The sequence below is a fragment of the Devosia psychrophila genome (assembly GCF_000971275.1).
GTDB classification, from domain to species: Bacteria; Pseudomonadota; Alphaproteobacteria; order Rhizobiales; family Devosiaceae; genus Devosia; species Devosia psychrophila.
In genome coordinates, this window is record NZ_LAPV01000159.1 from 79,184 (window position 1) to 103,659 (window position 24,476).

Here is a 24,476-nt window from a genome sequence, read left to right on the forward strand (position 1 = left end):
AAATGAACACCGAAAACACCATTCTCTCCGCCATCGAGCCTGAACTGGTCGACACCATTGTCCAGGGTCGTCGCGACATGTTCTCCAAATACGCCAAGGCCGCTGGCATCATGACCAGCGCTCCGCTGGTACTGGCGCTCGCGTCCAACCAGGCGTTCGGTCAGTCGCTGCCGAAAGTTATCGAGGACACGCTGAACTTTGCGCTGACCCTCGAATATCTGGAATCGGCCTTCTACAAGGAAGGCAATGCGGCTGGCATTATCCCGTCGCAGTACAAGACAGTGTTCCGCACCATCGGCCAGCATGAAGACGCCCACGTGAAACTTCTCAAGGGCGTGCTGGGTTCGGCTGCCGTCAAGGCACCGGGCGTCGATTTTACCGCCGGCGGCAAGTATGCCGACGTGTTCAGCAACTTCGACACTTTCCTCACCCTCAGCCAGACCTTCGAAGATCTGGGCGTGGCCGCCTACAAGGGCCAGGCAGGCAATCTGATGGGCAGCAAGGAAGTTCTCACAGTGGCGCTACAGATCCACTCGGTCGAAGCCCGCCACGCGTCGGAAGTGCGTCGCATCGGCCTCAAGTTCGGCTGGGACGGTGCTTTCGACAAGCCGCTCAGCAAGAACGCCGTGCTGGCTGCCGCGACGCCGTTCCTCGCATAAATCTGGTCCGTCTCCCGGCCAGTAAGAAGCCCCGGCAGCGATGCCGGGGCTTCTCTATTTCAGATCGTCGCTGCGTTTATTCCGGCAGGCGAAGGCGACGACATAATCACCACGACGATTCTGCTGTTGGGCGCCGCCGGCGGTCAGCACCAAGAGCTTGGGAGACGAGGGCGAAACATCTGCAGCGCAGTCGGTCCGGACGTCCGCAACCCACCTGTGCACCACCTGCGCTTGTGAAAAATCGGTTGTTGCTGTAAGGCAGCCTCAAATGCGCCTGTCATGCCCTGTTGGGAAGACCGGCACTTGTTGTTTCCTGCATGGTTCAGCCGTTTGTTGCCGCCCCTTTCGCGGCCCGAGGTTTTGGGATCATGCCAAAGAGGCCTGCTCCTTATGTCTTTGCGCAATATCGCCATTATCGCCCACGTTGATCACGGCAAGACCACGCTGATCGACGTCCTGCTCAAGCAGTCCGGCTCGTTCCGCGAGAACGAACGCGTCGAAGAACGCGCCATGGACAGCAACGATATCGAGCGCGAGCGCGGCATCACCATTCTGGCCAAGGTTACGTCCCTCCTCTGGAAGGACACCCGCATCAATATCGTCGACACCCCCGGCCACGCCGACTTCGGCGGCGAAGTCGAGCGCATCCTGTCGATGGTCGATGGCGTGGTGATCCTGGTGGACGCGGCTGAAGGCCCGATGCCCCAGACCAAGTTCGTGCTGAGCAAAGCCTTGGCCCAGGGCCTGCGTCCGATCGTGGCGATCAACAAGATCGACAAGGGCGACGAGCGCCACATGGAAGTGCTCGAAGAAATCTTCGACCTGTTCATCGCGCTCGACGCTACGCCCGAGCAGCTCGATTTCCCCGTGCTGTACGGTTCGGCCAAGCAGGGCTGGATGGCGATCGAGCCAGAAGGCCCCAAGGACGACCTCGGCCCGCTGCTCGACATGGTCATCAAGCATGTGCCGGAGCCGGCCGTCGAGGAAGGCGCCTTCCGCATGCTGGTCACCACCATCGAGCGCAACCCCTTCCTCGGTCGTATCCTGACCGGCCGCATCACTTCCGGCACCGTCAAGGCGAACGATCCGATCCACACGCTCAACCGTGAAGGCAAGGAAGTCGAAAAAGGCCGTATTTCGAAGGTCCTGGCCTTCCGTGGCCTTGAGCGCACCCCCGTCGACGTCGGCGAAGCTGGCGACATCGTCGCCATCGCGGGTCTGGTGACCTCGACCGTGGCCGATACGCTGTGCGCCACTTCGGTGACCAAGCCGATCGCGTCCAAGCCGATCGATCCCCCCACCCTGTCGGTGACCTTCCGCATCAACGACGGCCCGCTCGCTGGCCGTGAAGGCGACAAGGTCCAGTCGCGCGTCATCCGTGAACGCCTGATGCGCGAAGCCGAAGGCAACGTTGCCATCAAGGTAACGCCCGGCGACGACAACGACAGCTACGACGTGGCAGGCCGCGGCGAGTTGCAGCTGGCCGTGCTGATCGAAAACATGCGCCGCGAAGGCTTCGAGCTGACCATCGGCAGGCCCAAGGTCCTGATGCGCGATATCGATGGCGTTCGTCATGAGCCGATCGAAGAAGTCATCATCGACGTCGACGACGAGCACACGGGCACGGTCGTGCAGAAGCTCACCGAGCGCAAGGGCGAGCTGACCGACATGCGTCCGTCCGGCATCGGCCGTACCCGTATCCAGCTGCTGGTCCCCACCCGCTCGCTGATCGGCTACCAGCCGGAACTGCTGAGCGACACCCGCGGCACCGCCATTTTCAACCGGCTGTTCCACTCCTTCGTGCCGTTCAAGGGAGAACTGCCAGGCCGTCGTACCGGCGTGCTGATCTCCAACGGCACCGGCCAGTCCGTTGCCTTCGCGCTGTGGAACCTCGAAGATCGCGGCCCGATCATGATCGACTCCGGCGTCGAGATTTATGAAGGCATGATCATCGGCGAGCACTCCAGGGAGAACGACCTTGAAGTGAACGCACTCAAGGGCAAGCAGCTGACCAACATTCGCACCACGTCCAAGGACGAAGCGGTGCGGCTGACCACGCCCAAGAAGCTGACGCTGGAGCAGTCGCTCGGCTACATCGCCGAAGACGAGTATGTGGAAGTGACCCCCAAGTCGATCCGCCTGCGCAAGATCTGGCTCGATCCCAACGACCGCAAGCGCGCCTCGCGCGGCTCCAAGTCGGCGTAAGCAGCAAGCATACCCCACCTAACCTCCCCCTGAGAGGGGGGAGGGACTCATCGAGTTCGTGGCAGTTTCTTGCCCCTTCCACCGCACGGATTCCTCCCCCTGTCGGGAGGCGAGGTGGGGGTACCCCCGGAGAGACTCATGACCGACTGGATCATCCAGACCATTTCCGAACTCGGATATCTGGGGATTTTCCTCGTCATGCTGGCGGAATCGATCTTCCCGCCGATCCCTTCCGAACTGATCATTCCCTTCGCCGGTTTTGCCGCCGCCAATGGCGACCTCAACCTGTTCGGCGTGCTGGCTGCTGCCACTATCGGCGCCGTTGTGGGCATGCTGCCGTGGTATTTCGCTGGCCGGTTGTTCGGGCTTGAGCGCGTGCGTTACCTCGCTGACCGCTTCGGTCGCGTCATGGCCTTCAATGCCGACGAGATCGATTTGGCGGTGGGCTGGTTCAAGCGATTTGGCCCGATCATCGTGCTGTTCGGTCGGCTGATTCCGCTGATCCGTACACTGATCTCGATTCCTGCCGGCCTGTCGCGCATGAGCCTGCCGGTGTTCCTGCTCGCCTCGACCTCGGGCGCACTGATCTGGAACACGATCCTCACCCTGGCAGGCTATATCCTGCACGAGCATTACGAGGTGATTGAAGTCGTGCTCGATCCGCTGAGCTACATCGTGCTCGGCCTCGTCGTGGTGCTGTACCTGCTCAAGGTCGCCACCTGGAAGCCGAGCAAGTCCAAGGTCTGACGCCCTCGCATTTTGCAACCGCCTTGCATTCTGCGACGCATCGCACCCCGCAAATTGCGAATGTTCATAGCGATTTAACTTCTGGCCCCGGTTTTTCGGGCCCCGCCACTTGGCACGCTTTGTGCAATGACGCTCTGGTTCGGAGAGTGTTGTTTTGCGTACCGGATGTCAGTCATTGGAGCCTCGTTCCGTGCGACCCGGAACGGGGCTCTCATGCTTTTGGGCACGCCCCTTGCCGCAAGCCCCGCTAGCCACTAGATAATCCCGGACCCTCGGAGACCACTGATGCAAGCAGTACTGGCCGTCATTCTCTACATCCTCGATATCTATCGCTGGGTGCTGATCGCCATGATCATCATGAGCTGGCTGATCTCGTTCAACGTGATCAACACCCGCAACGGGTTTGTTGAAGGCCTGTGGCGCGTGCTGAACCAACTCACCGAGCCGGTGCTGCGGCCGATCCGCCGCATCATGCCGAATTTCTCCGGCCTCGATATTTCGCCGATCATCGCCTTCATCCTGATCTTCTTCATCGATCAGGTGATCCGCATCTACCTGTTCCCGATGGCGCGCGCAGCCGGCATCTAGGCCTTGAGCGACATCCAATGCTACCGGCTCAGCCCCTCGGGGCTGAGCCTTTTCGTTCGCGTCACCCCCAACGCCGGGCGCGATGCGATCGAGGGCGTCGCGCTGCGCGATGATGGCACCGCGATGCTGCGCGTCCGGGTCAGTGCAGTGCCCGACAAAGGCAAAGCCAATGCAGCGGTGATAGCATTGCTGGCCAAGGCGCTGGGTGTGCCGAAGTCATCCATCACCGTGACCAGCGGCGAGACCAGCCGGATGAAGACGCTGGCGGTGGTGGGCGATGGGCCGACGTTAATTGCGGCGCTTAGCAAAAATACCCCCACCTAAGCCTCCCCCTGAAAAGGGGGAGGGACTTATCCAGTTCTTGGCACCATCTCGCAACATCCACTGCGCGGATTCCTCCCCCTCATCAGGGGGAGGCCAGGTGGGGGTAGCCGACAAGGACCCTTCCTGCTTCCCCCGCCATGCGGCCATAGGCCTTATGGCCTTCTCACCTCCAGTCGCGCCACTGGCGCACTCCACCCCGCGGGACGGCTCGAAGCCGCGACAAAACATCGCAATCTCCATTGCTTAACCAATCAATCCGGCTAATCTCGCACATGGAGAGGGGCTCGTAGGAGGCGTGTCTTGGCTGGTTGGAGGACCTGTCGGGGCGCGGATGGGTCCCTCGAAGGAAACTAGAGGGACTTTTCTATGACTTTGGCACTCTGGCTGATCGTCGCTTGTGGCGCTCTGTCCATCGTCTATGGGGTGATCACCACCCGGCAATTGCTTGCTGCCGATGCCGGCAGCGCCCGTATGCAGGAAATCTCGGCAGCGGTCCGGGAAGGTGCATCAGCCTATCTCAAGCGTCAGTACACCACCATCGCCATTGTCGGCGTCATCATCCTGATCGCGGCCTATTTCCTGCTCGGCATCTATGCCGCCATCGGCTTCCTGCTCGGCGCGGTGCTATCGGGCGCGGCGGGCTTTATCGGCATGAACGTCTCGGTGCGGGCCAATGTGCGCGTCGCCCAGGCGGCGATTTCGTCACTGGCGCGTGGACTCGATCTCGCCTTCAAGTCGGGCGCTGTCACCGGCATGCTGGTCGCCGGTCTTGGCCTGCTCGGCGTCACCCTCTATTTCCTCGTGCTGACCCAGATGCTGGGTTTTGATCCGACCAGCCGTACCGTCATCGATGCGCTGGTGTCGCTGAGCTTCGGCGCCTCGCTGATTTCCATCTTTGCCCGTCTCGGCGGCGGCATCTTCACCAAAGGTGCCGATGTCGGCGGCGACATGGTGGGCAAGGTCGAGGCCGGCATTCCGGAAGACGATCCGCGCAACCCGGCGACCATTGCCGATAACGTCGGCGACAATGTTGGCGATTGCGCCGGCATGGCGGCCGACCTGTTCGAAACCTACGTGGTGACCATCGTCGCCACCATGGTGCTGGCCGCCATCATCCTGCCCGATGCCTTCAAGCTTGCCGGCATGGTGCTGCCGCTGGCCATCGGCGGCGCCTGCGTCGTGACGTCCATCATTGGGACGTACTTCGTCAAGCTCGGTGCCGACAACAATATCATGGGCGCGCTGTACAAGGGCATCATCGCCACCGGCGTGCTGTCGCTGGTCGCGCTGCTGCCGGTGCTGTGGTTCGTGTTCGGCGATCTCAATGTCGAGATCGTTGCCACCGACAAGACCTTCACCCCGTGGAGCCTGTTCTGGTGCGGCGTGGCGGGCCTCGTCATCACCGGCCTGATCATCGTCATCACCGAATATTACACCGGCACCAATCGGCGCCCGGTCAATTCCATCGCCGAAGCCTCGGTCACCGGCCATGGCACCAACGTCATCCAGGGCCTCGCGGTATCGCTGGAATCCACCGCTCTGCCGGCGCTGGTTATCATCGCCGGCATCATCGTCACCTATAACCTCGCCGGCCTGTTCGGCATCGCCTTTGCCGTCGCCACCATGCTGGCGCTGGCCGGCATCGTCGTGGCCCTCGACGCCTTCGGCCCGGTCACCGACAATGCCGGCGGCATCGCCGAAATGGCCGGTCTCGACAAGGAAGTGCGCCACAATACCGACGCGCTTGACGCTGTCGGCAACACCACCAAGGCCGTCACCAAGGGCTATGCCATTGGCTCGGCCGGCCTCGGCGCGCTGGTGTTGTTCGCGGCGTACACGCAGGACCTGATCTACTTCTCGGCCAATGCGGCGCCGGGCTCGTTCTTCGAAGGCCTCGGTCCGCTGACCTTCTCGCTGGCCGATCCCTATGTTGTGGTCGGCCTGCTGTTCGGCGGGCTGTTGCCCTTCCTGTTCAGCGGCATGTCGATGACCGCCGTGGGCCGCGCCGCCCAATCGGTGGTGGTCGAAGTGCGCCGCCAGTTCCGGGAACACCCCGGCATCATGCTCGGCACCGAAAAGCCCGATTATGGCCGGGCCGTCGACATGCTGACCAAGGCGGCGATCAAGGAAATGATCGTGCCGTCCCTCTTGCCGGTGTTGTCGCCGATCGTGGTGTTCTTCGTGATCTACTGGATCGCGGGCGCCGCAGCCGGCTTCTCGGCCCTTGGCGCCATGCTGATGGGCGTCATCGTCACCGGGCTCTTTGTGGCCATCTCGATGACCGCCGGCGGCGGCGCCTGGGACAACGCCAAGAAAAGCTTCGAAGACGGCTTCACCGACAGCCAAGGCGTCACCCACCACAAGGGAAGCGACGCCCACAAGGCCTCGGTCACCGGCGACACCGTCGGCGACCCCTACAAGGACACGGCCGGTCCCGCCGTGAACCCGATGATCAAGATCACCAATATCGTGGCCCTGCTGCTGTTGGCGGTGCTGGCGCACTTGGGGTAGGCGCGAATGCAGCCCTCGTGGTGCGCTAGTCAAACCACGAGGGCGGACGGATCAAGCGGGCCCCGGGGGAAACTCCGGGCCTTGTTTATTTATCCAGTCCATAAAATTCCTGGTCATGTCCGATCAACAGGTCCCGAGCCCCCTTCGGCAGCGGAAAGCCATAACCCAGCCATGGCTTGAGCCACCACAAAGTTCGGTCGTGATGCGGCTTGCTCAGGTAAAGCTCGGTGCCAATTTTCTCGATTGCCCCATGCAGCGCAGCGATTGCGTCATTGCCGACGCTATGACTTTTCACCATGCCCTCCGGCCAATCGATCTCATAACGGGCATGGAACATGGTGTCGTAGGGCTCCGGCAGGTAGAGCCGGATTTCGACGGGTACAGGGCCGCTACTGGTGTCGATGGTCAACGTTCTCGCTCCGGCAAGCATCAAGAATCTCCAATATGGAAGAAGGGTGGAATGAGATTGCCCTTCATGCAGGCGGTCATCCTTGATCTGGACTGATCCGCACAGAATGGACTTGATCCGGGATCCATCCTGAGATCCATCCCCGCGCCGCCAGATCGTGGTGGTCGTTCCAGCTACCTTGCGGCTACGGCCCCATCTCAAGATGGTTCCCGGCCCTTGCCGGGATGACATCGTGGGTGGGATGAGAGCGTGGCAAGGTTGCCAACTGCTTTGTCTGATCGCCTCGCCCCTCAGCTGGGAGATCGGCGCGCAGCGGCTGGCGAAGCTTTTCGACGCCCTTACTTACCCCCGCGCCAGCATCCGGGCGACCACGTCCCGCACCCTGGTCCAGCGCACGTCCGGAAACATCCCATTATCCACCGGCTCTAGCTTGGCCCTGCCGCTCGACATGTTGCGGATGTATTGCATCTGCTGCCAGCGGGGGAATTCCTCGTTTTCGCCGCCAGGATCCGCGGCGCGGGTTTTGTCGATGGCGGCACCCAGCTCGCCGATGCTGCCGGCGCGGTTGAGGGCGAAGGACTTGCCCGTCATCTCGCTGCCGAGCGCTGCCAGGGCCTTGGCGTCAAGCGTATCGCCGGCGACACGCACATAGCGCTCTGCCTGGGGCGCCAGGGCGGTCAGTGCGGTGACCTCAGCGGTGTCGTCCATGGTGGTGAAATCGAGCAACTGGTCAGGCTCGCCCCAATAGGTGGTGCTCTGCTGGCGCAGGTCGATCAGGGGATTACCGTAGGCCAGGATGTCGGTGAACATGCCGTTGAGCACCGACACAGCCTCTATTGGCGCCTTGTCGAGCTTTTCGGAAAACTCACGCCGCAGGTCGAAATTGCGATTGGGCTCGTCGGCGGTCTTGGTGAAGTCGGCCGCATAATCCGACGGCATGAAGCGCTTTACCCCGGCGTGCACTGCGGCAGCCAGCAGGCGGCTTTGCGCGTCGATGATCACCGGCCGCAGACCATTCAGCGCCGACACGACGACATCGGCGCCCTTCAAGGCTGAAACCAAGCCCGCCTGATCGGCCAGATCGACCTTGATAATGCGGGCGCCATCAGCCTCGAGCGCCGCCAGCTTGTCCGGGTCAGCCTCCGGCCGCACCAGCGCCCAGACCTCGGCCCCATTGCGCCGCAGCGCCTTGACGATGCGGCCACCCAAATTGCCGGTAGCCCCGGCGACGGCGATTGTCGATGTCATGAAAAGTACCTGTGTTATGTGCTTTCAACGCGGGGCAGGGGCGCCGGTTGCGTTGAACGATAATGGGATTGGGTGCATCCCACATCCATCCCACCCCCGATGTCATCCCGGACTTGATCCGGGACCCATCCCGAGATTTATTCACAAACCGCCAGACCGCGGTGCTCATCCCGGCACTTCTCGGCCGCGGCCCAATATCGAGGATGACATTGGGGTAGTGGGCAGGAAGCATACCCCCACCCAACCTCCCCCTGAAAAGGGGGAGGAGCTGATCCAGTTTGTGGCACCATCAACCGACGACCGCCGGCCGTATTCCTCCCCCTTTCCAGGGGGAGGCGAGGTGGGGGGTATTCTTCCTCAGCTAAACTTATCCCCTCCCCCCATGCCATCCAGCATAATCCCCCCATCTTCCGGGATACGAGCGGCGCTGCAGCGACCGGTGTCCGGATTGACGGTTGGGAGGGAGAAGGTCGCGCTTCGCCCTGGGCTGAGCGGAGGTGACAATCGGGCGGGCGCTAAGGCAAACGCTGGGGTCACGATCTGCCTTCCGATAAAATCCCGACGCCCCGAGGCGGCTTTCGTCTCACTACTATTACTACCTACGAGGCGGTTGCCGTCTCGGGGCCCGCTCGTTCTTCTGCACCGGAGGTCATTCGACCGTCCGGGCACCCGTGTTGAATATTCGCCGCAGCCTTGTCTAAGCCTTCCCATCTCGCTCGTCGCTTGATCAGATGGGGCCCACACTGGCGCCTTGGGGAGAAATCAAATGCGTAAAGTCACAGCCGGGTTATTCTATTCCGTCGATGGTGTCGCCGAGGCGCCGAACCTGTTCCAGTTTGACAGCTTCGACGCTGAGCTGGGCACGCTGCTGACTGCCGTCATGGCCGATGTCGATACGGTGCTGATGGGCCGAAAGGGCTACGAGGAATGGGCCGGCTATTGGCCCAATGCCAGCCAGGATGAGGATTTCGGCAGCTTCATCAACAATGTGCCCAAATTCGTCGCCTCGAGGACGCTCAAGCCGGCTGACCTGACCTGGAGCAATTCCACGCTGATCGAAGGCGATCTCGAGGGCTTCGTGCGCGATCTCAAGAGAAAACCGGGCGGTACCATCTCGGCCATGGCCGGCATGTCGCTGGTGCGGCAGTTGTTGATCGGCGGCTTGATGGATGAACTGACCCTGATCATTCATCCGGTGGTGGCGGGTCATGGCCGCCGCCTGTTCGACGAAAGCACGCCACGTACCCGGCTTGCACTGGTCAGCAGCCAGCAGACCAGCAAGGGCAATATGGTGCTGACCTACAGCAAGAAGTCGGGATAGGTGGCTCAATTGCCCAGCGCGCCATCCTGGGCTTCAAGCACCCGAATAACGCGACCGAGCAGGGCGATGAACTGACGCCGCTCGTCGGGGACGAGCTGTTCCAGCGCCAGCTCGTTGATGGCGCTGACGACGCGCTCCACTGTTTCGATCTTGCCCTGTGCCAGCGGCGTCAGCGCTACCAGCGCGCTGCGTTTATCCTCGGGGTCGCGGGTTCGGATTATCATGGCGTCGCGCTCCATGCGGTTGAGTGTGGCAGCCATGGTGGGTTGTTCCACCGCAGCGCGGCGGGCAAGTTCCTTCTGAGTGAGGGCGCTGCCATCGGCCAGGGCGAACAGCACCGGCATATAGGCTGGGGCGATGCCGCTGGGGGCAAGCTGGCGCTCCAGCTCCCGGGCAAACAGGCGAGCAGCCCAGTTGGTCATATAGCCGGCCGAGCTCTCGCGGGTCAGGGCCATTTACATAGCTTGCTATCTAAAAACATAGCGTGCTATATATCGCCTGATCGGTTTCGCCGCAAGGAGAATGCCATGAGCGCCAAGAGCAGTCCCACCTGCTATGGCACTGTCGCAATAACCATTCCACTGGCTGACGGCCATCGCCATATTCGGCATGCTGATCAGCGGGCTGGCCGAGGCCAATGCGACCGATCCTGAAACGCAGTTCACCCTGCTGCGCGGCTACGCCATCATTTGCAGCCTGATTGGCGTTGTGACGGTGCATGGCATCGTCGCCCGCGTATTGATCGCTCTGCTGATCGGCCATATCGGCGCCGCGCTATACCACCAGTCAAGCGCGATCGCCTGTTGGCCCGGATCGGACTGGATCGCTAGCGGCGCCGTACCCAATAAACTATCCCCGCGCCGGCCAGGGCGACGATAATGCCAATGTAAAGCCATTGGCTCTGGCCGGACATAACGCTGCCGCCGATTATATTGCTGCCTTGCAGGATCCAGAGCAAGCCGACCAAAATCAGCAGTGCTCCGGCAATTGTCCCAAACAGTTTCACGGCGTGCTCCCCAAAGCCGCAGCCTGCGCCTCGGCCGGGGGGCAGGGCAAATCACGAAGTCGCGGAGAGCCGGGCAAAGGCCGAGTGGGGACGGGAAAGGGCAACTGAAATAGCCGTAACGCAATCCGCGGGGCTCATGGTGCCGGTATCGACCTCAAGGTCGTAAATTCCCGGCATATGCACCGCAGCCTGCCAGCGCTGCACCGGTTCGGGCACCGCGTCGCCGCCGGCATAAAAGCCGCCCTGCGGATCGGCATTGCGCCGCGCCATGATGGTCTCGATCGGGCAGCGGACGCCAACGAACAGTACATCCAGCTCGCCCAAAATCCGGGCGCATTGCGGCAGGATGTTGAGCGGTCGGGAATAGAAGTCGTGATGGCCGACATCGACGACCACGTCGAAACCATGTGCGGCATGGGCGGCGATGCTCTCGTACAGCGCCAGATAAAGCCGCACCACCGAGGGTTCCAGCTCCGGCCGCTCGCCGCCTGGCCGCAAGCCTATCCCCGGCCGCAGCGCCTCCGGTAAACTCCGGTTCTGGGCATCGACACCCAGATTGATCCAGTGGCCGGGCGGGGTCTCCTGCATGGCCTTGGCGATGGAGGATTTCCCGGAGCGCGGCGCGCCGTTGAGGATGACGACGTGGCCGCTCACCTGGCGCTACTTCGACTTGTTGTGCAGCTCGATGGAATCGAGAATCACCTTCTTGGCGTCCTCATAGCCACCGACATGGGAAATCTTGGCCCACTTGCCGGGCTCGAGATCCTTGTAGTGGGTAAAGAAATGCTTGACGCGCTCGACCTGGATTTCCTGCATGTCGCCGATGTCCTTGATGGAATCATACATCTTGGTCAGCTTGGAAACCGGCACGGCGAGAATTTTTTCATCCTGGCCGCCATCGTCTTCCATGAACAGCACGCCGAACGGGCGGCAGCGCACCACTGCGCCGGGAAACAAAGGACGCGAGTTCATCACGATGACGTCGAGCGCATCGCCATCGCCGCACAAGGTATGCGGCACGAAGCCGTAATTGCCGGGGTAACGCATCGGCGTATAGAGGAAACGATCGACGAACAGGGCGCCGCTGGCCTTGTCAATTTCGTACTTGATGGGCTCGCCACCCATCGGCACTTCGATGATGACATTGAGGTCGTCGGGGGGATTCTTGCCGGTTGGAATGGCGTCGATGTTCATGGCTTCAGCTCTCGTTCATCGGGGAGGCGACAAAGTCGCTGGCGTTGTGCCCACAACAGGCCGCAAAGGCAAGCCAGTTTGGCACGAGAGCAGTCCTTCCAATACAAGCGAGGCAAGATGATGAAACTGATGCTGGCGACTGTCCTGACCGGCCTGGCGCTTGCCGTTCCGGCTCATGCGGCCTTCATTAGTTCCTATACCGACCTCGATCTCGACCAGTGCCTGGTGCTCGATGCCGATGATTTCGGGGCCAGCTGGTCCTGCCCCGGCTACAAGGGCTATCCGCTCAAGGTCAACGAGGGTGACCTGCGCTTTTCGCTCGAATATGGCTTCAATATCGATGCCAACCAGAATGGTACCCAGAGCCTGTCGCCATTCAATTACCTCGGGCCCAAGATGGAGTGGCGGCTGTCCAATGCGCTGGGCCGCTGGATGCCGATTGCCACCATCGTGCGTTATCATACGGCTGACCCGGACACCGGCGAAGACAAGAGCGAAGTGCTGGTGGTGACGCAGCTGGTCGATGGCAATACCTGCCACGTCGCCTATGTCGATGCGCTGGCCAACAAGGATGCCAACGCGCTGGCGCGGGCAGCGGCCGATAAATCGGGCAAGTTCGACTGCGGCAATGACGAAGTCGAAACCATCGGCAAATTTACCGCCTGGTAGCGGCTCAGGCTTCCGGCTGCGCCTTGCCGATCTGGTTGCGCAGCACAGTGCGGTCACGGCTGGATACGCCGATCAGCTCCGCGATGCGCCAGACCATGTTGTCCTCCAGCTCGTGATTATTCTTGTCGGCAAACACTACCATCCACATCATGCGGACAATCTCGATGCGGTCCGGCATCTCGAGCTGGGTGATGGCGCTGGTGAAGGAATAAAAATCCACCGACTCGGCATCGCGCACAGCGGCTTCCTTGACCAACTTATCCACGCTCGGCTCATCCAGGCCATAATGGTCCTGCAGCACGCCCTTGATGGCGTTGCGCTCGGCGTCCTTCATCTGGCCATCGACCGCAGCCAGATGCACCAGCAGCGCCGCAACTGAGAGTTTGGGATCGTTTTTGTCCAGCGTCGCTTCGGGGCGATTGAACAGACGGGTAATGGCCTCGAACACGGGCGTTAGCCTCCTTCGGGGAGCGGGCAGGAACAACGAAAGGGTTTGCGCGCCGGGAGGCAGGCCCCAATAGAGTTAGCAGTCCAGCGGATTTGCTCAATGGCTCCCGTAGCCTGTGAATCGCTCTTGAACGGGCCTGATGCGGAAGCGCCACACTCGATGTGACTGTCGCTGCGCGAATAAGACTCGACTCTCGAAAGATTCGGAGTCACCATGTTCTTGTTTTGTTCACATAGAGAAGTTGGTGCGAATGACCTCGCCCGATCGCCAACAGCGCATCGCCGCGCTGCGGGATACCATTTCCGATATTGAGCGCAAACCAGCGCTGGCCGAGGCTCGGCAGCGAGTTGAGGTCGAGGACGGGAGTTTTCCGAAATTTGCCGGCGGTTTGCTGCAAGAAATATTTACGGATGACCGCCGCAACACCGGAGCAGGCCTCGGGTTTGCTCTGGCCCAAATGCGCGGCCTGCTGACGGCCAGCCGAATTGCCGTCGTTTATCTGCAACTGGCGGACGAGGCGCAGAAACTGGGCATGCCCTATGGGCCGGGTCTTGCCCATTTCGGGCTTGACCCGAACGCGATGGTCCTGGTGCGTCCAGCCAATATGGGTGAGTTGCTGTGGGCCGCCGAGGAGGCGATTGCCTGCAGGGCGGTAGCGGGGGTGGTGGCCGATATTGCCGGTCACCAGAAACTGCTCGATTTTACTGCCAGCCGGCGGCTCAGCATGCGCGCGGCCAGTGCCGGAAGTTCGATGTTCCTGTTGCGCTACGGCACGCAACGTCAAAGCAGTGCGGCGCAATTGCGCTGGCATTTGCTGCCGACCCGCAGCGGACGCAAGCAATATGACGATCGGGCGCCTGGCCCCGCGCGCTGGCAGGTTCGGCTCGAACGCGGATCTCTCCTCAGACAGCATGCCGAATGGGTTCTGGGATGGACTGAAAATGGATTTTCAAACTTCACTCCTCGACCCAGTCCGCCCGTCCGCCCGGCAGCGCCGCTTTCTCGTGCTGTTTCTGTGCAGCTGGCCCACCGATTATCTGAAGCGGGTTGATCGAGGCCTGACCGAACCCCTGGCGCTTTACGAAAAGATCAAGGGTGGCCTCAGGATCGTGGCACTGGATAGCGAGGCCGCTCAGGCGGGTATCAATCTGGGTCAAAGCCTGGTTGATGCGCGGGCCTTGGTGCCGGCGCTTGTGGTCAGGGAAATCAACCGACCCCTGCTCGAGGCCGGCTTTGCCGATTTTGCCGACTGGCATTCAAATGCCAGCCCAATGGTGGCGGTGATGCAAGATGTCAGTCGCTTCGGGGATCTGGTCCTCGACATAACGGGGGTGGATCACCTGTTTGGGGGTGAGCATGCCATGCTGCGCATGCTGCTGACCCGGCTGCGCCTGTTGGGCTATACCGTGGCCGGTGCGATTGCGCCCACGATCGGTTCGGCCTGGGCCGTCAGCCATTTTTCACGCAGTCAGGTGGTGGAAGCTGAAGGCCTGGTCGCGTTGCTCGATGCCCTCCCGGTGCATGCTTTGCGGCTCAACGAGCAGCAGGTGGCCACGCTGACACAGATGGGCCTCACCACTATCGGGCAATTACGCCAGCGGCCGCGCAAGCCGCTGCAGGCCCGATTCGGGCTTTCGCTGCTAAGCCGGCTCGACCAGGCCTATGGTGTCATCGAAGAGCGCATGGTTCCGCGCCTTCCAGTTGCCGAAGACCATGTCGAGCGACGCTTTGCCGATCCGATCGCGCTGATGGACGATGTTCTGGCCTGTGCGCATGACCTTGCCATCCAGCTAGCCTATCGGCTCGAAGCCCAAGGCAAGGGTGCACAGGCCTTTCATCTCTTCCTCTACCGGGTCGACCACAAGGTGATGTCGTTCTCGGTAAATTCGGCCCGCCTGACGCGCGACCCCGAGCATATTACCAAGCTCTTTTCCAACCGTTCGGAGCGGCTGTCGGGGGAATATGATGCCGGCTTCGGCATCGACATGATCCGCCTGGCAGCCAGTTCCCTCGCCGCGCTGGATGCCAGCCAGCTTGGCGCTTTTGCGGTTGAAGAGGGGACCGAGGATCTCGACCAGCTCAATGACCGCATGGCGAGCCGTCTGGGTGCAATGGCAGTGCTGCGGACCCAGATGGTGGCTAGCCATATACCGGAGAGGGCGGCGCGACTGGTTCCAACCCAGGCCGGCAAGCCGGTCATGGCCTCTGCCCAGTCCCTTTCTCGTCCTGTGCGGCTATTACCCGTTCCGGAATATGTCGCCATTAATGCCGAAGTGCCGGATGGCCTGCCGGCATCGATGATCTGGCGGCGCCAGCAATATCGCCTGGTTAAAGGGGCCGGTCCCGAGCGGCTGGAGGCGGAGTGGTGGCGGTTCGCCGAGCGGCTGGAACTCGTGCCACCGCCTGAACCGAAGGAGCCGGAGCCGGGCGATAAGCTCGACCCGCCGCTTTACATAGCTGACCTGCCGTTGCACGAACCGGAAGCACGGGCGCGCGATTATTATCAGGTCGAAGACGAGGATGGGCGTCGCTTCTGGGTGTTTCGCCTGGGATTTTATGGCGGCCCGACCATGCCGTCCTGGTATCTGCACGGATTTTTTCCATGAGCCAGATCATCCACCTGCCGCAGTCCAGGTCTGCTCCGGTGCCAGCCAAGCCGGCGCCCGATTATGTCGAGCTGATCGGGACCAGCAACTTTTCCTTCTTGCGCGGAGCGTCCCATCCCGAGGAACTGGTTTCGGCGGCCATCCATCTGGGCCTGCCCGCTTTTGGCCTCTGTGACCTCAACAGCTTCGCTGGCGTGGTGCGTGGCTATGTGGCTGCGCGCGACCATGAGAAACGCCCAGCCCATTTCCGTTACCTCGTCGGGGTGCGGCTGCGTTTCGTCGATGGCACGCCCGATATCATCGCCTATCCGACCGACCGTGTTGCCTATGGCCGTCTGTGCAAACTGCTGACCATCGCCAATCAACGCGGTGAAAAGGGCAAGCCTGTCCTGCATCTCGCCGATTTGTTGGGTTCAGACAGTGCATTGCCGGATCAACAAGGCCCCCCGGAAAACTACGCGCAGGGGCAGCTCTTCATCCTGCTACCCAACGAGGCAGATTGGGGCCTGACCGAAAAAACCCTCGATCAGCTCAGCGGTGCAGCTCCCGGGCGGGTGTGGGTTGCCGGCATGCCGCGTTTGGACGGCGAGGACCGGGCAAGGCTCAATCGCGTCGCGGCCTTGTCGCGCCGCCACCAAGCTTACATGATCGCCAGCAATGACGTGCTCTATCATGCGCCGAACCGCCGTATCCTTGCAGATGTGGTGAGCTGTATCCGTGAGCATCAAACGCTGGAAGATGCCGGTTGGCTGTTGTCGGCCAATGCCGAGCGACACCTCAAGCCACCTGAAGAAATGGCACGATTGTTTGGCGAGCATCCCGATGCCATCGCCCAAACGCGGCTGTTTGCCGACAGGATCGGATTTTCACTGAGCCAGCTCGAATATAATTATCCCGAAGAAACCATTGGCAATGGCGAGACAGCCCAGCAAACGCTGGAACGTCTGACCTGGGCGGGCGCAGCGTGGCGCTTTCCCGAAGGCCTGCCGCCGGGCACTGACAAACAGCTCCGCGACGAACTCCAGCTGATCGACGAAAAGGGGTATGCGGCCTATTTCCTAACGGTGCAGGATATCGTCCGTCATGCCCGCTATGACCTCGGCATTTTGTGCCAGGGGCGGGGCTCGGCCGCTAATTCAACGGTCTGCTATTGCCTTGAAATCACCGAGGTCGACCCCCGCAAGGCCACCTTGGTGTTTGGTCGCTTCATCTCCACCGAGCGCGACGAGCCGCCCGATATCGATGTCGATTTCGAGCACGAGCGGCGTGAGGAGGTGATGCAATATATCTATAGAAAATACGGCGGCAAGCGCACCGGGTTGACGGCCAATGTCATTTGCTACCGCTCCAAGAGCGCTATTCGGGAAGCCGCGAAGGTGTTTGGCGTCTCCGACGATACGGTTGCTGCGTTCAACCAGTTGCATTGGGGATGGGGATCCAAACTCGATCTGGCCAAGGTGAAAACGCTTGGGCTCAACCCTGACGATCCGGTTCTGGCACAGATGTTCGAGGTGGTGAAAGTGCTGCGCGGCTTTCCCCGTCACCTTTCCCAGCATGTCGGCGGCTTTGTCATCACGCGTGATAGCCTCGAAAGCCTGGTGCCGATTTCCAAAACGGCCATGGAAAGCCGGACCATCATCGAGTGGAACAAGGACGACATCGACGCGCTGAAAATCCTCAAGGTCGATGTGCTGGCGCTGGGCATGCTGACCTGCCTGCAGCGCGCTTTTGGGCTACTGAAGGAGCATTATGGCAAGGACGTCAAACTGGCGGAGCTGCTGGGTGAGGAATACCGCGAGCCGGCAAAGGCCGTGCCGGTTTATGAGATGACGCATCGGGCCGACACGATCGGCGTGTTCCAGATCGAGAGCCGGGCGCAGATGACCATGCTGCCACGGCTCAAGCCAAGGGTGTTTTACGATCTTGTTATCGAGGTCGCCATCGTCCGGCCCGGCCCGATCCAGGGCGGCATGGTGCATCCCTATCTCAAGCGTCGTGAGGGCAAGGAACTCTGGAAGGCCGATCCAGATGATCCTCTGGATCAGGTCTTGAAAAAGACCCTTGGTATTCCCCTGTTCCAGGAACAGGCGATGCAGATGGCCATCAAAGGCGCGGGCTTCACGGCTGGCGAGGCCGATCAGTTGCGCCGTGCCATGGCCGCCTGGCGACGGACCGGCAAAATCGGCGTGTTCAAGGATAAATTCATCAGCGGCATGATGAACAATCCGCGGGCCTATAGCCGGGAATTTGCCGAGCGCTGCTTTTCGCAGATCGAAGGTTTCGCGGAATATGGCTTTCCCGAAAGCCATGCGGCGAGCTTTGCCCTCTTGGTCTATGCCTCGTGTTGGCTCAAATGCCATTACCCAGATGTCTTCGTGTGCGCCCTGCTCAATTCCCAGCCGATGGGCTTTTATGCGCCAAGCCAACTGGTGCGCGATGCCACCGAGCATGGTGTCAAAATCCTGCCGGCCGACATCAATGCGTCAGACAAGGATTGTTCGCTGGAAGATGCGCAGCACGATATCCGCCAGCATATCTGGCCCCGGCATGCCGAAATGGTGGAGCATATCTATACCAAAAAGGCTCTTCGCCTAGGCCTTAGAATGGTAGAAGGACTGGCGCAAAAAGACATGGAAAAAGTCGTCGCCGCGCGTGGCCAAGGCTATGTCTCGGTCCGCGATCTCTGGCTGCGCACCGGCATGCCTATCGCAAGCCTCGAAAAACTCGCCAGGGCGGATGCCTTCAAATCCATAGGGCTCAATCGGCGTGATGCACTCTGGGCCGTCAAGGGGCTGGTTGGCGCTCACGGGGCCGAAATGCTGCCGCTGTTTGCGACCGCCGGGCCGCCTGTCACCCACCCCGTCGAGGACGCAGCCAATCTACCCCTCATGCAGCCCGGGGAAGAGGTCATCCACGATTATGCGACGCTTTCGTTATCCCTCAAAGGTCATCCAGTGGAGTTCCTGAGGCCGATGCTCAATGCGCGCGGAACCACGCGAGCTCGCAACCTCGACACGGTCAAATCTGGATTGCGGGTAGAGGTTGCCGGGCTCGTTCTGGTTCGGCAGCGGCCCGGAACAGCAAGCGGGGTAATCTTCGTTACCCTTGAGGACGAGACGGGCGTGGCAAATCTCGTCGTCTGGCCGAAACTGTTCGAGGATGACGCCATGCGCAAGACGCTGCTGTCGAGCCGCATGCTGGCGGCCAAGGGTACATTGCAGAGAGAAGGTCTCGTGGTGCATCTTATTGTCGAAGACATGGTAGATTTGACGCCGCATCTGCTCGACCTGTCGCATGGCACAGACCTTGGCGACGCGGTTGTCGCCCGTGCCGACGAAGGCAAGTCAGGCCCTCATGAAATTTCTAGCCGGGACCGCAATGGAATTCGAGACGTTGAAATGGCGCGTCGGCGAGCCTACGCTGCTCTGCCGGGGGGGCGCAATTTCCATTAGTCGAGCAGTTTGTCGATGGCTCGGGCGAGCGCAATATCTTTTGGGCTCAACCCGCCGGCGTCGTGGGTCGAAAGGGAAATCGTCACGGTATCGTAGTTGTTGGACCAGTCAGGATGGTGGTCGGCTTTCTGGGCTTCGAGGGCCACCCGGGTCATGAAGCCGAAGGCCTCGGAGAAGCTCTTGAACTTAAAGACGCGACTGATGGCGTCTGCCGCCTGATCATGGGTCCAGCCGTCGAGGCTGCGCAGTCCTGCATCGCGTTCGGAAGTAGTCAGCTTGTCGACCATGCGTTCACCTTCATCCCAATATCTCGCCGCAACTGCCACCTGCCGCAGCCTGCTTTAACGCGCCGGCAAGCAGTTTGGTCGCAGCGTGGTGGAAAACAAAAGACTTAGGCCGGAGGACATCGCGTGAATTGGACCAAGCGACTGGTCGGGCAAGCCGTTGCGCTGGCCATGGCTATTCCGGCTGTAAGCGCTGCCGATATTGTCGTCTATCACAACTGGGCCTCGCCTGCCGAACTGGCGGCGCTCAACGTGCTGCGCGGGGCACTGGAAGCCGAGGGAAACCACTGGCTGCCCTTGGCTATTCCGCATGATGCAGATGGCGATATGAATGTCATCGAGCTGATCGATGCCGGCGTCCCGCCCAATGTCTTCCTGCAATTGCAGCCGGATATCTACCGCTCACTGGAGCAACGCGGACAGTTGCTGCATCTCGATGAACAATTTGCCGCCAGCGGGGTGCTGCAGCAACTGCCCGCGGTGGTCCGCAATGCCATCACCGTCGATGGCGCCATAGTCAAGGCGCCGGCCACCATTCATGCCGATGCGATGATCTTTTACAATCGGGCTGTTGCCAAGGCTGCTGGCGTCGATCCAGAAAGCTGGACGTCGCTCGACGAGATGTGGGCCGATCTGGACAAAGTTCAGGCGGCAGGCTTTGATCCCATCGCCATGGGCGCACAGCCTTGGCAGGTTGGCTATCTCACGCATGCATTGGTCGCGAGCCTTGCCGCTCCGGGCGTCTATGCCGGGCTCTACGGCGAAACTGTCGATGCGGCAGTGCTCGACGATCCAAGCCTGATCAAGGTGTTCGAGTGGCTGCGTCGCTTCCAGCAACGCGCCGACGACAAAGCGATCAACCGCGACTGGAACATGGCAACCAGTGCGGTGATCAGCGGCAAGGCCTTGCTGCAATTGCAGGGCGACTGGATGAAGGGTGAATGGCACGCTGCCGGGAAGGCCGAAGCGCGCGATTTTGGCTGCATATTCGTGCCGGGTGCGGCCCATGTGCCGGTGACGGTCGATAGCTGGGGCCTGCTGGGCGGGGTTTCGCCCGAGGTGGAGGCGGCCGAACGGGCCTTTGCCGCAGCCGTGGTCGATGTCACCGTGCAGGCCCACTTCGCCGCCGCGAAGGGCTCTACACCGGTTCGCGTGGATGCGCATGGGGGGATCGACGCGTGCTCGCGCAAGGTGCTGCAGGCGCTCGACCGGCCTGATTTCGCACTGCCTACCCCCCACCTGACGGCTACGCTGGGCTGGGTCGCTTCGGTCTGGGATGTGGCCAATGACTTCTGGAATGATCCCGCGATGACCCCAACCACCGCCATAGCGGCGCTCAAGGCTAAAGCCGAGCGCTAATTAAAATTCATGTTCCGACATTAAGGACACATTCACTCTCCCATGTGAAAAAACCGCATCCAAAGGGCAGTTGACGCGTTGGCAAGGCGTTCTTAATGCCTCAGGCGCTCTGATCGGCCTGAACAGGGGGAATTGAGTGCTCACCTCGGCTAGAAAGACAATGCCGGCTCTCGACTACGTGTCGATTATCCGCTCGGTCTATGGTGATCGGAGGGCAATGCTTGCTGGTGCCATTGCCAGCGCGTTCGCGGCGGGAATTTCGGCATATCGCGCCAGTTCCGAGCCCCTCTACCTCATTGCCTTTGCATTTATAGTCATTGGCATAGTGCGCTACCTGAACATGCAAGCGTTTTGGAAAGCAGCGATCAGCAGCGACGACGCTATTGCGGCCGAGCGGTGGGAAAACCGCGCCGTTGCCATCGGTTGTGCACTGGCTGCCGTTTATGGACTGTGGTGTATGGTCAGCATGCTGTTGGTCGAGGACCCCTATGCGGAACTCGTCGCCTCCACCTTAACGATCGCGGTCATGGTCGGCATCTGCGCCCGCAATTTTGGGCTGGATCGGCTGGTCACCCTACAAATGACGATGGTCATTGTGCCGCTGTCACTTGGCTTGTTGTTGCGCAACGATATTTATCATCCTGTGCTGGCAATCCTGCTGATCGTAATGCTGAGCAGTTTCAGAAAGCTTTCTGGTGACATTCGATCCATTCTGCTTAGTGCAGTCCATGGACGAGACGAGGCGTCGCGCCTTGCTGCCGAACTCGACATGGCAATGACAACACTCGAGCATGGTCTCTGCATGCTCGACGAGCGCGGGGTTATCTCCTTTGCCAATGAACGGGCAGAGCGCCTGTTGTCCTTTATCGGCCCTGCTCGACTCGCGGGCCAGCCGTTTGGCTCGGTGCTGTCTGATCTTGCCGATAGCAAGGCCTTGCCCACGACGGCGATCGATAGACTGGCTGATTTGATCAGTACGCGATCTGCCGGCAAGGTGCTGTTGTGCTTGCCTGCAGATCGTTTTTACGAAGTCACCGTCAGCTCACGCCGCGAGCGCTGCGTCTTGCTATTTGAGGATATCAGCGAGCGCATCGCCTCCGAAGAGCGCATAACCTTCATGGCACGGCACGACACGCTGACCAGCCTGCCCAACCGCACCTATTTCAGCGAACTGGCCAGCGACAACATGAATGCGCGACTACGCTTGGGAGCCGAGCCTCGCCTGGTCTCATTGACGCTGGTGGATATCGATGACTTCAAGCATGTCAACGACACGTATGGCCATATCGTGGGCGATGATCTGCTGGAGCAGGTCGCTGATCGCCTGCGCTGGGCCATGCCGCCCGAGACGATCCTGGCGCGGCTGGGTGGCGATGAATTCGTCATCTACAGCGGCACGGCGGGCGATGATGCGCAGACCCAGAAGGACGCGGCATCGATTCTGTCGGCCTTCGCCGATCCTTTCGTGCTCGATGGATTGACCCTGTCGGTAACCGTTAGCCTTGGCATAGCCACGAGCGCGCTGGCCGTCGAAGTACTGGACGACCTGATGACCAAGGCCGACCTGGCGCTGTATTCGGCCAAGGGTGACGGCAAGGCGCGCAGCCAGCAGTTCCACGCGCAGATGGATATCGACTATCACTACCGCCAGCGGCTCAAGAGCGACCTGCGTGATGCCGTTCGCGAGAACGCGTTAACGCTTGCGTTCCAGCCGCTGCTCGACCTCAAGACCCGCAAGGTCGTCACCTGCGAAGCGCTGGCGCGCTGGAGCCACCCCGAACTGGGGATGATTCCACCATCGACGTTCATTCCGCTCGCCGAAGAAATGGGCCTGATCTCAGACATCACCGCCTGGGTGTTGCAGCGGGCGACGCTGCAATGCACCCAATGGCCGGACAACGTCTGCGTCGCGGTCAATATTTCAGCGCGGGATTTTCGCGTCAGCAATCTCAATCAACTCGTCGACGGGGCGCTCGCCAGTTCCGGGCTTGCGCCATCGCGCCTCGAGATCGAAGTGACCGAAACCGCCGTGATCGAGGAGCGCGAGATTGCCCAACGGCTGCTGACCGGCTTCTTCAAGCGTGGCATTGCCATTGCGCTAGACGATTTCGGCACCGGCTACTCGTCCCTCAGCTATCTCAACACGCTGCCGCTGACCAAGCTCAAGATCGACCGGTCGTTCGTGTCTGACATCGCACACAATGCACGCTCGTTGCGCCTGCTGGCCAATGTGGCGCGCCTCGGGCGGGATCTAGACCTGACCGTGGTCGCCGAAGGCGTCGAGACGGAAGAGCAGCTCAACACCATGCTCGAACACACCGATGTCCAGCAGGTGCAAGGCTACTATTTCAGCCGTCCGGTAGCCGAGAGCGAGATTGGCGCGCTAATCGGCAGCCTCAACGGAAATGTCCAGCCCATAGCCAGTACCCGTCGGCGTGGTTAACGCGCTTTAACCCTTCTCCTCGCTGGAAATTCTGCGAAACGACAGGTTACGCAAGACAGCAGCGCGATTTTTGCGCGTGCCATTATAGATAACAGACAGTTAATGTCCGCCCGCATTAATGGGGCAATTAGCAATGAGTACAGCGTCGCAACTCCAATCGAGTTCATCGCGCTTCGCATCCACGCTGATCGATCTGCTCGATCGCGTCGAGTATCGCAGGGTTTCGCTCGACGAGCAGTTCGACCCGGTCTATCGGCTGCGCTACGAAGCCTATCGGCGTGAGGATTTCGTGCCGATCAATTCCCAGGAAATCACGCGGGACGTCTACGACGATGCCGACAACTGCTATTGTTTTGGCGTCTATATCGACGGAATCCTGGTCAGCTCGATCCGCTTTCATCACGTGACCAGCAGCAATCGGCAATCACCCAGCCGCACGATCTGGCCGGAAATCCTTGATCCGAAGCTTGATCAGGGCGACAGCTATATCGATCCGAGCCGCTTCACGGCCGACCATGACGCTTCACTTGCTCTGCCGGCACTGCCCTATCTAACGCTGCGCATCGTCGCGATGGCTAGCGAGTATTTCACTGTCCGCTACTGCATTGCCTCGGTGCGGGCAGAACATGCAGCGTTTTATCGCCGGGTTTTCGGTTCCGAGCGGTTGGGCGACGAGCGAAACTGGGGAGAGTTGCGCTTTCCGGTGTGCCTTTATGCGGCCGAAGTGCCGACGATCCGCAACCGCGTCGCCGACCGCTTCCCGTTCTTCATGTCGACGCCAGCCGAGCGTGATGCGCTGTTTGGGCCGGGCCTTGGGCCGCGCAAGATAGTGGCGCCGACCGCTCGCGTTGCGCATCGCCTGCGCGTTATCGAAAACCAGCGCGCTGAACCAACCGCCGTGTGAGCTGGCTGAAAAATGGTGCCGCTTAGGTGACTCGAACACCTGACCCCGTCATTACGAATGACGTGCTCTACCAACTGAGCTAAAGCGGCAACGGTTGGC

22 protein-coding genes and 1 tRNA gene are annotated in these 24,476 nt (G+C 60.9%); 15 read left to right on the forward strand and 8 right to left on the reverse strand.

Annotated features, from left to right (window positions below; translation table 11 throughout):
* The first annotated feature begins 2 nt into the window (after positions 1-2).
* From WH91_RS18280 to WH91_RS18305, 6 genes are all read left to right on the forward strand, one after another.
* Entirely contained in the window at positions 3-659 is a 657-nt protein-coding gene (locus WH91_RS18280) for a ferritin-like domain-containing protein (RefSeq protein ID WP_046172442.1), read from the forward strand.
* A 390-nt stretch (positions 660-1,049) separates the two neighbouring features.
* Complete coding sequence (gene typA / locus WH91_RS18285) at positions 1,050-2,864, forward strand: translational GTPase TypA (RefSeq protein ID WP_046172443.1); 1,815 nt, start codon at positions 1,050-1,052, stop codon at positions 2,862-2,864.
* Between the two features lie 138 nt (positions 2,865-3,002).
* A complete protein-coding gene (locus WH91_RS18290; RefSeq protein WP_046172444.1) occupies positions 3,003-3,611 on the forward strand; it encodes a DedA family protein in 609 nt (202 codons plus the stop codon).
* A 285-nt stretch (positions 3,612-3,896) separates the two neighbouring features.
* Complete coding sequence (locus WH91_RS18295) at positions 3,897-4,199, forward strand: YggT family protein (RefSeq protein ID WP_046172445.1); 303 nt, start codon at positions 3,897-3,899, stop codon at positions 4,197-4,199.
* Positions 4,200-4,211: 12 nt separating this feature from the next.
* Positions 4,212-4,523, forward strand: a complete 312-nt coding sequence (locus WH91_RS18300; protein WP_046172491.1) for a DUF167 family protein — start codon at positions 4,212-4,214, stop codon at positions 4,521-4,523.
* Between the two features lie 366 nt (positions 4,524-4,889).
* Positions 4,890-7,034 carry a sodium-translocating pyrophosphatase gene (locus WH91_RS18305; protein ID WP_046172446.1) on the forward strand — a complete coding sequence of 715 codons (2,145 nt, stop codon included), beginning with the start codon at positions 4,890-4,892 and terminating at the stop codon, positions 7,032-7,034.
* Positions 7,035-7,119: 85 nt separating this feature from the next.
* Here WH91_RS18305 and WH91_RS18310 read toward each other — a convergent pair whose 3' ends face one another.
* On the reverse strand, positions 7,120-7,464 hold the full coding sequence (locus tag WH91_RS18310) for a DUF6968 family protein (RefSeq protein WP_046172447.1): 345 nt from the start codon (positions 7,462-7,464) through the stop codon (positions 7,120-7,122).
* Positions 7,465-7,785: 321 nt separating this feature from the next.
* Positions 7,786-8,691: an aromatic alcohol reductase gene (locus WH91_RS18315; RefSeq protein WP_046172448.1), complete on the reverse strand. Its 906-nt coding sequence runs from the start codon at positions 8,689-8,691 to the stop codon at positions 7,786-7,788.
* Positions 8,692-9,457: 766 nt separating this feature from the next.
* Here WH91_RS18315 and WH91_RS18320 point away from each other — a divergent pair.
* The gene (locus WH91_RS18320; protein ID WP_046172449.1) at positions 9,458-10,012 is read left to right on the forward strand and encodes a dihydrofolate reductase family protein; all 555 of its coding nucleotides are present in this window, start codon (positions 9,458-9,460) and stop codon (positions 10,010-10,012) included.
* Positions 10,013-10,017: 5 nt separating this feature from the next.
* Here WH91_RS18320 and WH91_RS18325 read toward each other — a convergent pair whose 3' ends face one another.
* Positions 10,018-10,467, reverse strand: a complete 450-nt coding sequence (locus tag WH91_RS18325) for a MarR family winged helix-turn-helix transcriptional regulator (RefSeq protein ID WP_046172450.1) — start codon at positions 10,465-10,467, stop codon at positions 10,018-10,020.
* 154 nt (positions 10,468-10,621) lie between these two features.
* Here WH91_RS18325 and WH91_RS24755 point away from each other — a divergent pair, with 154 nt between their 5' ends.
* Positions 10,622-10,891, forward strand: coding sequence for a cytochrome b family protein (locus WH91_RS24755; protein WP_046172451.1), 270 nt, complete (start codon positions 10,622-10,624; stop codon positions 10,889-10,891).
* Between the two features lie 178 nt (positions 10,892-11,069).
* Here the strand turns inward: WH91_RS24755 and WH91_RS18335 are convergent, their stop codons facing one another.
* Both WH91_RS18335 and ppa read right to left on the reverse strand, forming a co-directional pair.
* Positions 11,070-11,672: a chloramphenicol phosphotransferase CPT family protein gene (locus tag WH91_RS18335; RefSeq protein WP_046172452.1), complete on the reverse strand. Its 603-nt coding sequence runs from the start codon at positions 11,670-11,672 to the stop codon at positions 11,070-11,072.
* A 6-nt stretch (positions 11,673-11,678) separates the two neighbouring features.
* Positions 11,679-12,212, reverse strand: coding sequence for an inorganic diphosphatase (gene ppa / locus WH91_RS18340; protein ID WP_046172453.1), 534 nt, complete (start codon positions 12,210-12,212; stop codon positions 11,679-11,681).
* Positions 12,213-12,341: 129 nt separating this feature from the next.
* On the opposite strand from ppa, the gene WH91_RS18345 reads away from it, so the two are divergent.
* Positions 12,342-12,881, forward strand: a complete 540-nt coding sequence (locus tag WH91_RS18345) for a hypothetical protein (protein WP_143077986.1) — start codon at positions 12,342-12,344, stop codon at positions 12,879-12,881.
* Positions 12,882-12,885: 4 nt separating this feature from the next.
* Here WH91_RS18345 and WH91_RS18350 read toward each other — a convergent pair whose 3' ends face one another.
* Positions 12,886-13,329, reverse strand: a complete 444-nt coding sequence (locus tag WH91_RS18350) for a tellurite resistance TerB family protein (RefSeq protein WP_046172455.1) — start codon at positions 13,327-13,329, stop codon at positions 12,886-12,888.
* A 250-nt stretch (positions 13,330-13,579) separates the two neighbouring features.
* Here WH91_RS18350 and WH91_RS24760 point away from each other — a divergent pair, with 250 nt between their 5' ends.
* From WH91_RS24760 to WH91_RS18365, 3 genes are read left to right on the forward strand one after another with little or no spacing between them, the layout of a single operon-like run.
* Positions 13,580-14,380, forward strand: a complete 801-nt coding sequence (locus tag WH91_RS24760) for an ImuA family protein (RefSeq protein ID WP_158409603.1) — start codon at positions 13,580-13,582, stop codon at positions 14,378-14,380.
* Positions 14,271-15,935, forward strand: coding sequence for a Y-family DNA polymerase (locus WH91_RS18360; RefSeq protein ID WP_158409604.1), 1,665 nt, complete (start codon positions 14,271-14,273; stop codon positions 15,933-15,935). Before WH91_RS24760 ends, WH91_RS18360 begins: the two co-directional genes overlap by 110 nt.
* Positions 15,932-19,387 (forward strand): error-prone DNA polymerase, encoded by a 3,456-nt coding sequence (locus WH91_RS18365; RefSeq protein ID WP_082102263.1) that lies wholly within the window; start codon positions 15,932-15,934, stop codon positions 19,385-19,387. Before WH91_RS18360 ends, WH91_RS18365 begins: the two co-directional genes overlap by 4 nt.
* Here WH91_RS18365 and WH91_RS18370 read toward each other — a convergent pair.
* Entirely contained in the window at positions 19,384-19,674 is a 291-nt protein-coding gene (locus WH91_RS18370; protein ID WP_074797173.1) for a 4a-hydroxytetrahydrobiopterin dehydratase, read from the reverse strand. The genes WH91_RS18365 and WH91_RS18370 overlap by 4 nt on opposite strands.
* Before the next feature lie 123 nt (positions 19,675-19,797).
* Here WH91_RS18370 and WH91_RS18375 point away from each other — a divergent pair, with 123 nt between their 5' ends.
* The 3 genes from WH91_RS18375 (at position 19,798) to WH91_RS18385 (ending at position 24,377) form a co-directional block, all read left to right on the forward strand.
* Positions 19,798-21,030, forward strand: a complete 1,233-nt coding sequence (locus WH91_RS18375; protein WP_052952952.1) for an ABC transporter substrate-binding protein — start codon at positions 19,798-19,800, stop codon at positions 21,028-21,030.
* A gap of 160 nt (positions 21,031-21,190) precedes the next feature.
* Positions 21,191-23,473 carry a putative bifunctional diguanylate cyclase/phosphodiesterase gene (locus WH91_RS18380; protein WP_046172457.1) on the forward strand — a complete coding sequence of 761 codons (2,283 nt, stop codon included), beginning with the start codon at positions 21,191-21,193 and terminating at the stop codon, positions 23,471-23,473.
* A gap of 133 nt (positions 23,474-23,606) precedes the next feature.
* Entirely contained in the window at positions 23,607-24,377 is a 771-nt protein-coding gene (locus WH91_RS18385; RefSeq protein WP_046172458.1) for an N-acyl amino acid synthase FeeM domain-containing protein, read from the forward strand.
* Between the two features lie 13 nt (positions 24,378-24,390).
* Here WH91_RS18385 and WH91_RS18390 read toward each other — a convergent pair.
* A tRNA-Thr gene (locus WH91_RS18390) sits at positions 24,391-24,466 on the reverse strand.
* Positions 24,467-24,476: the final 10 nt, after the last annotated feature.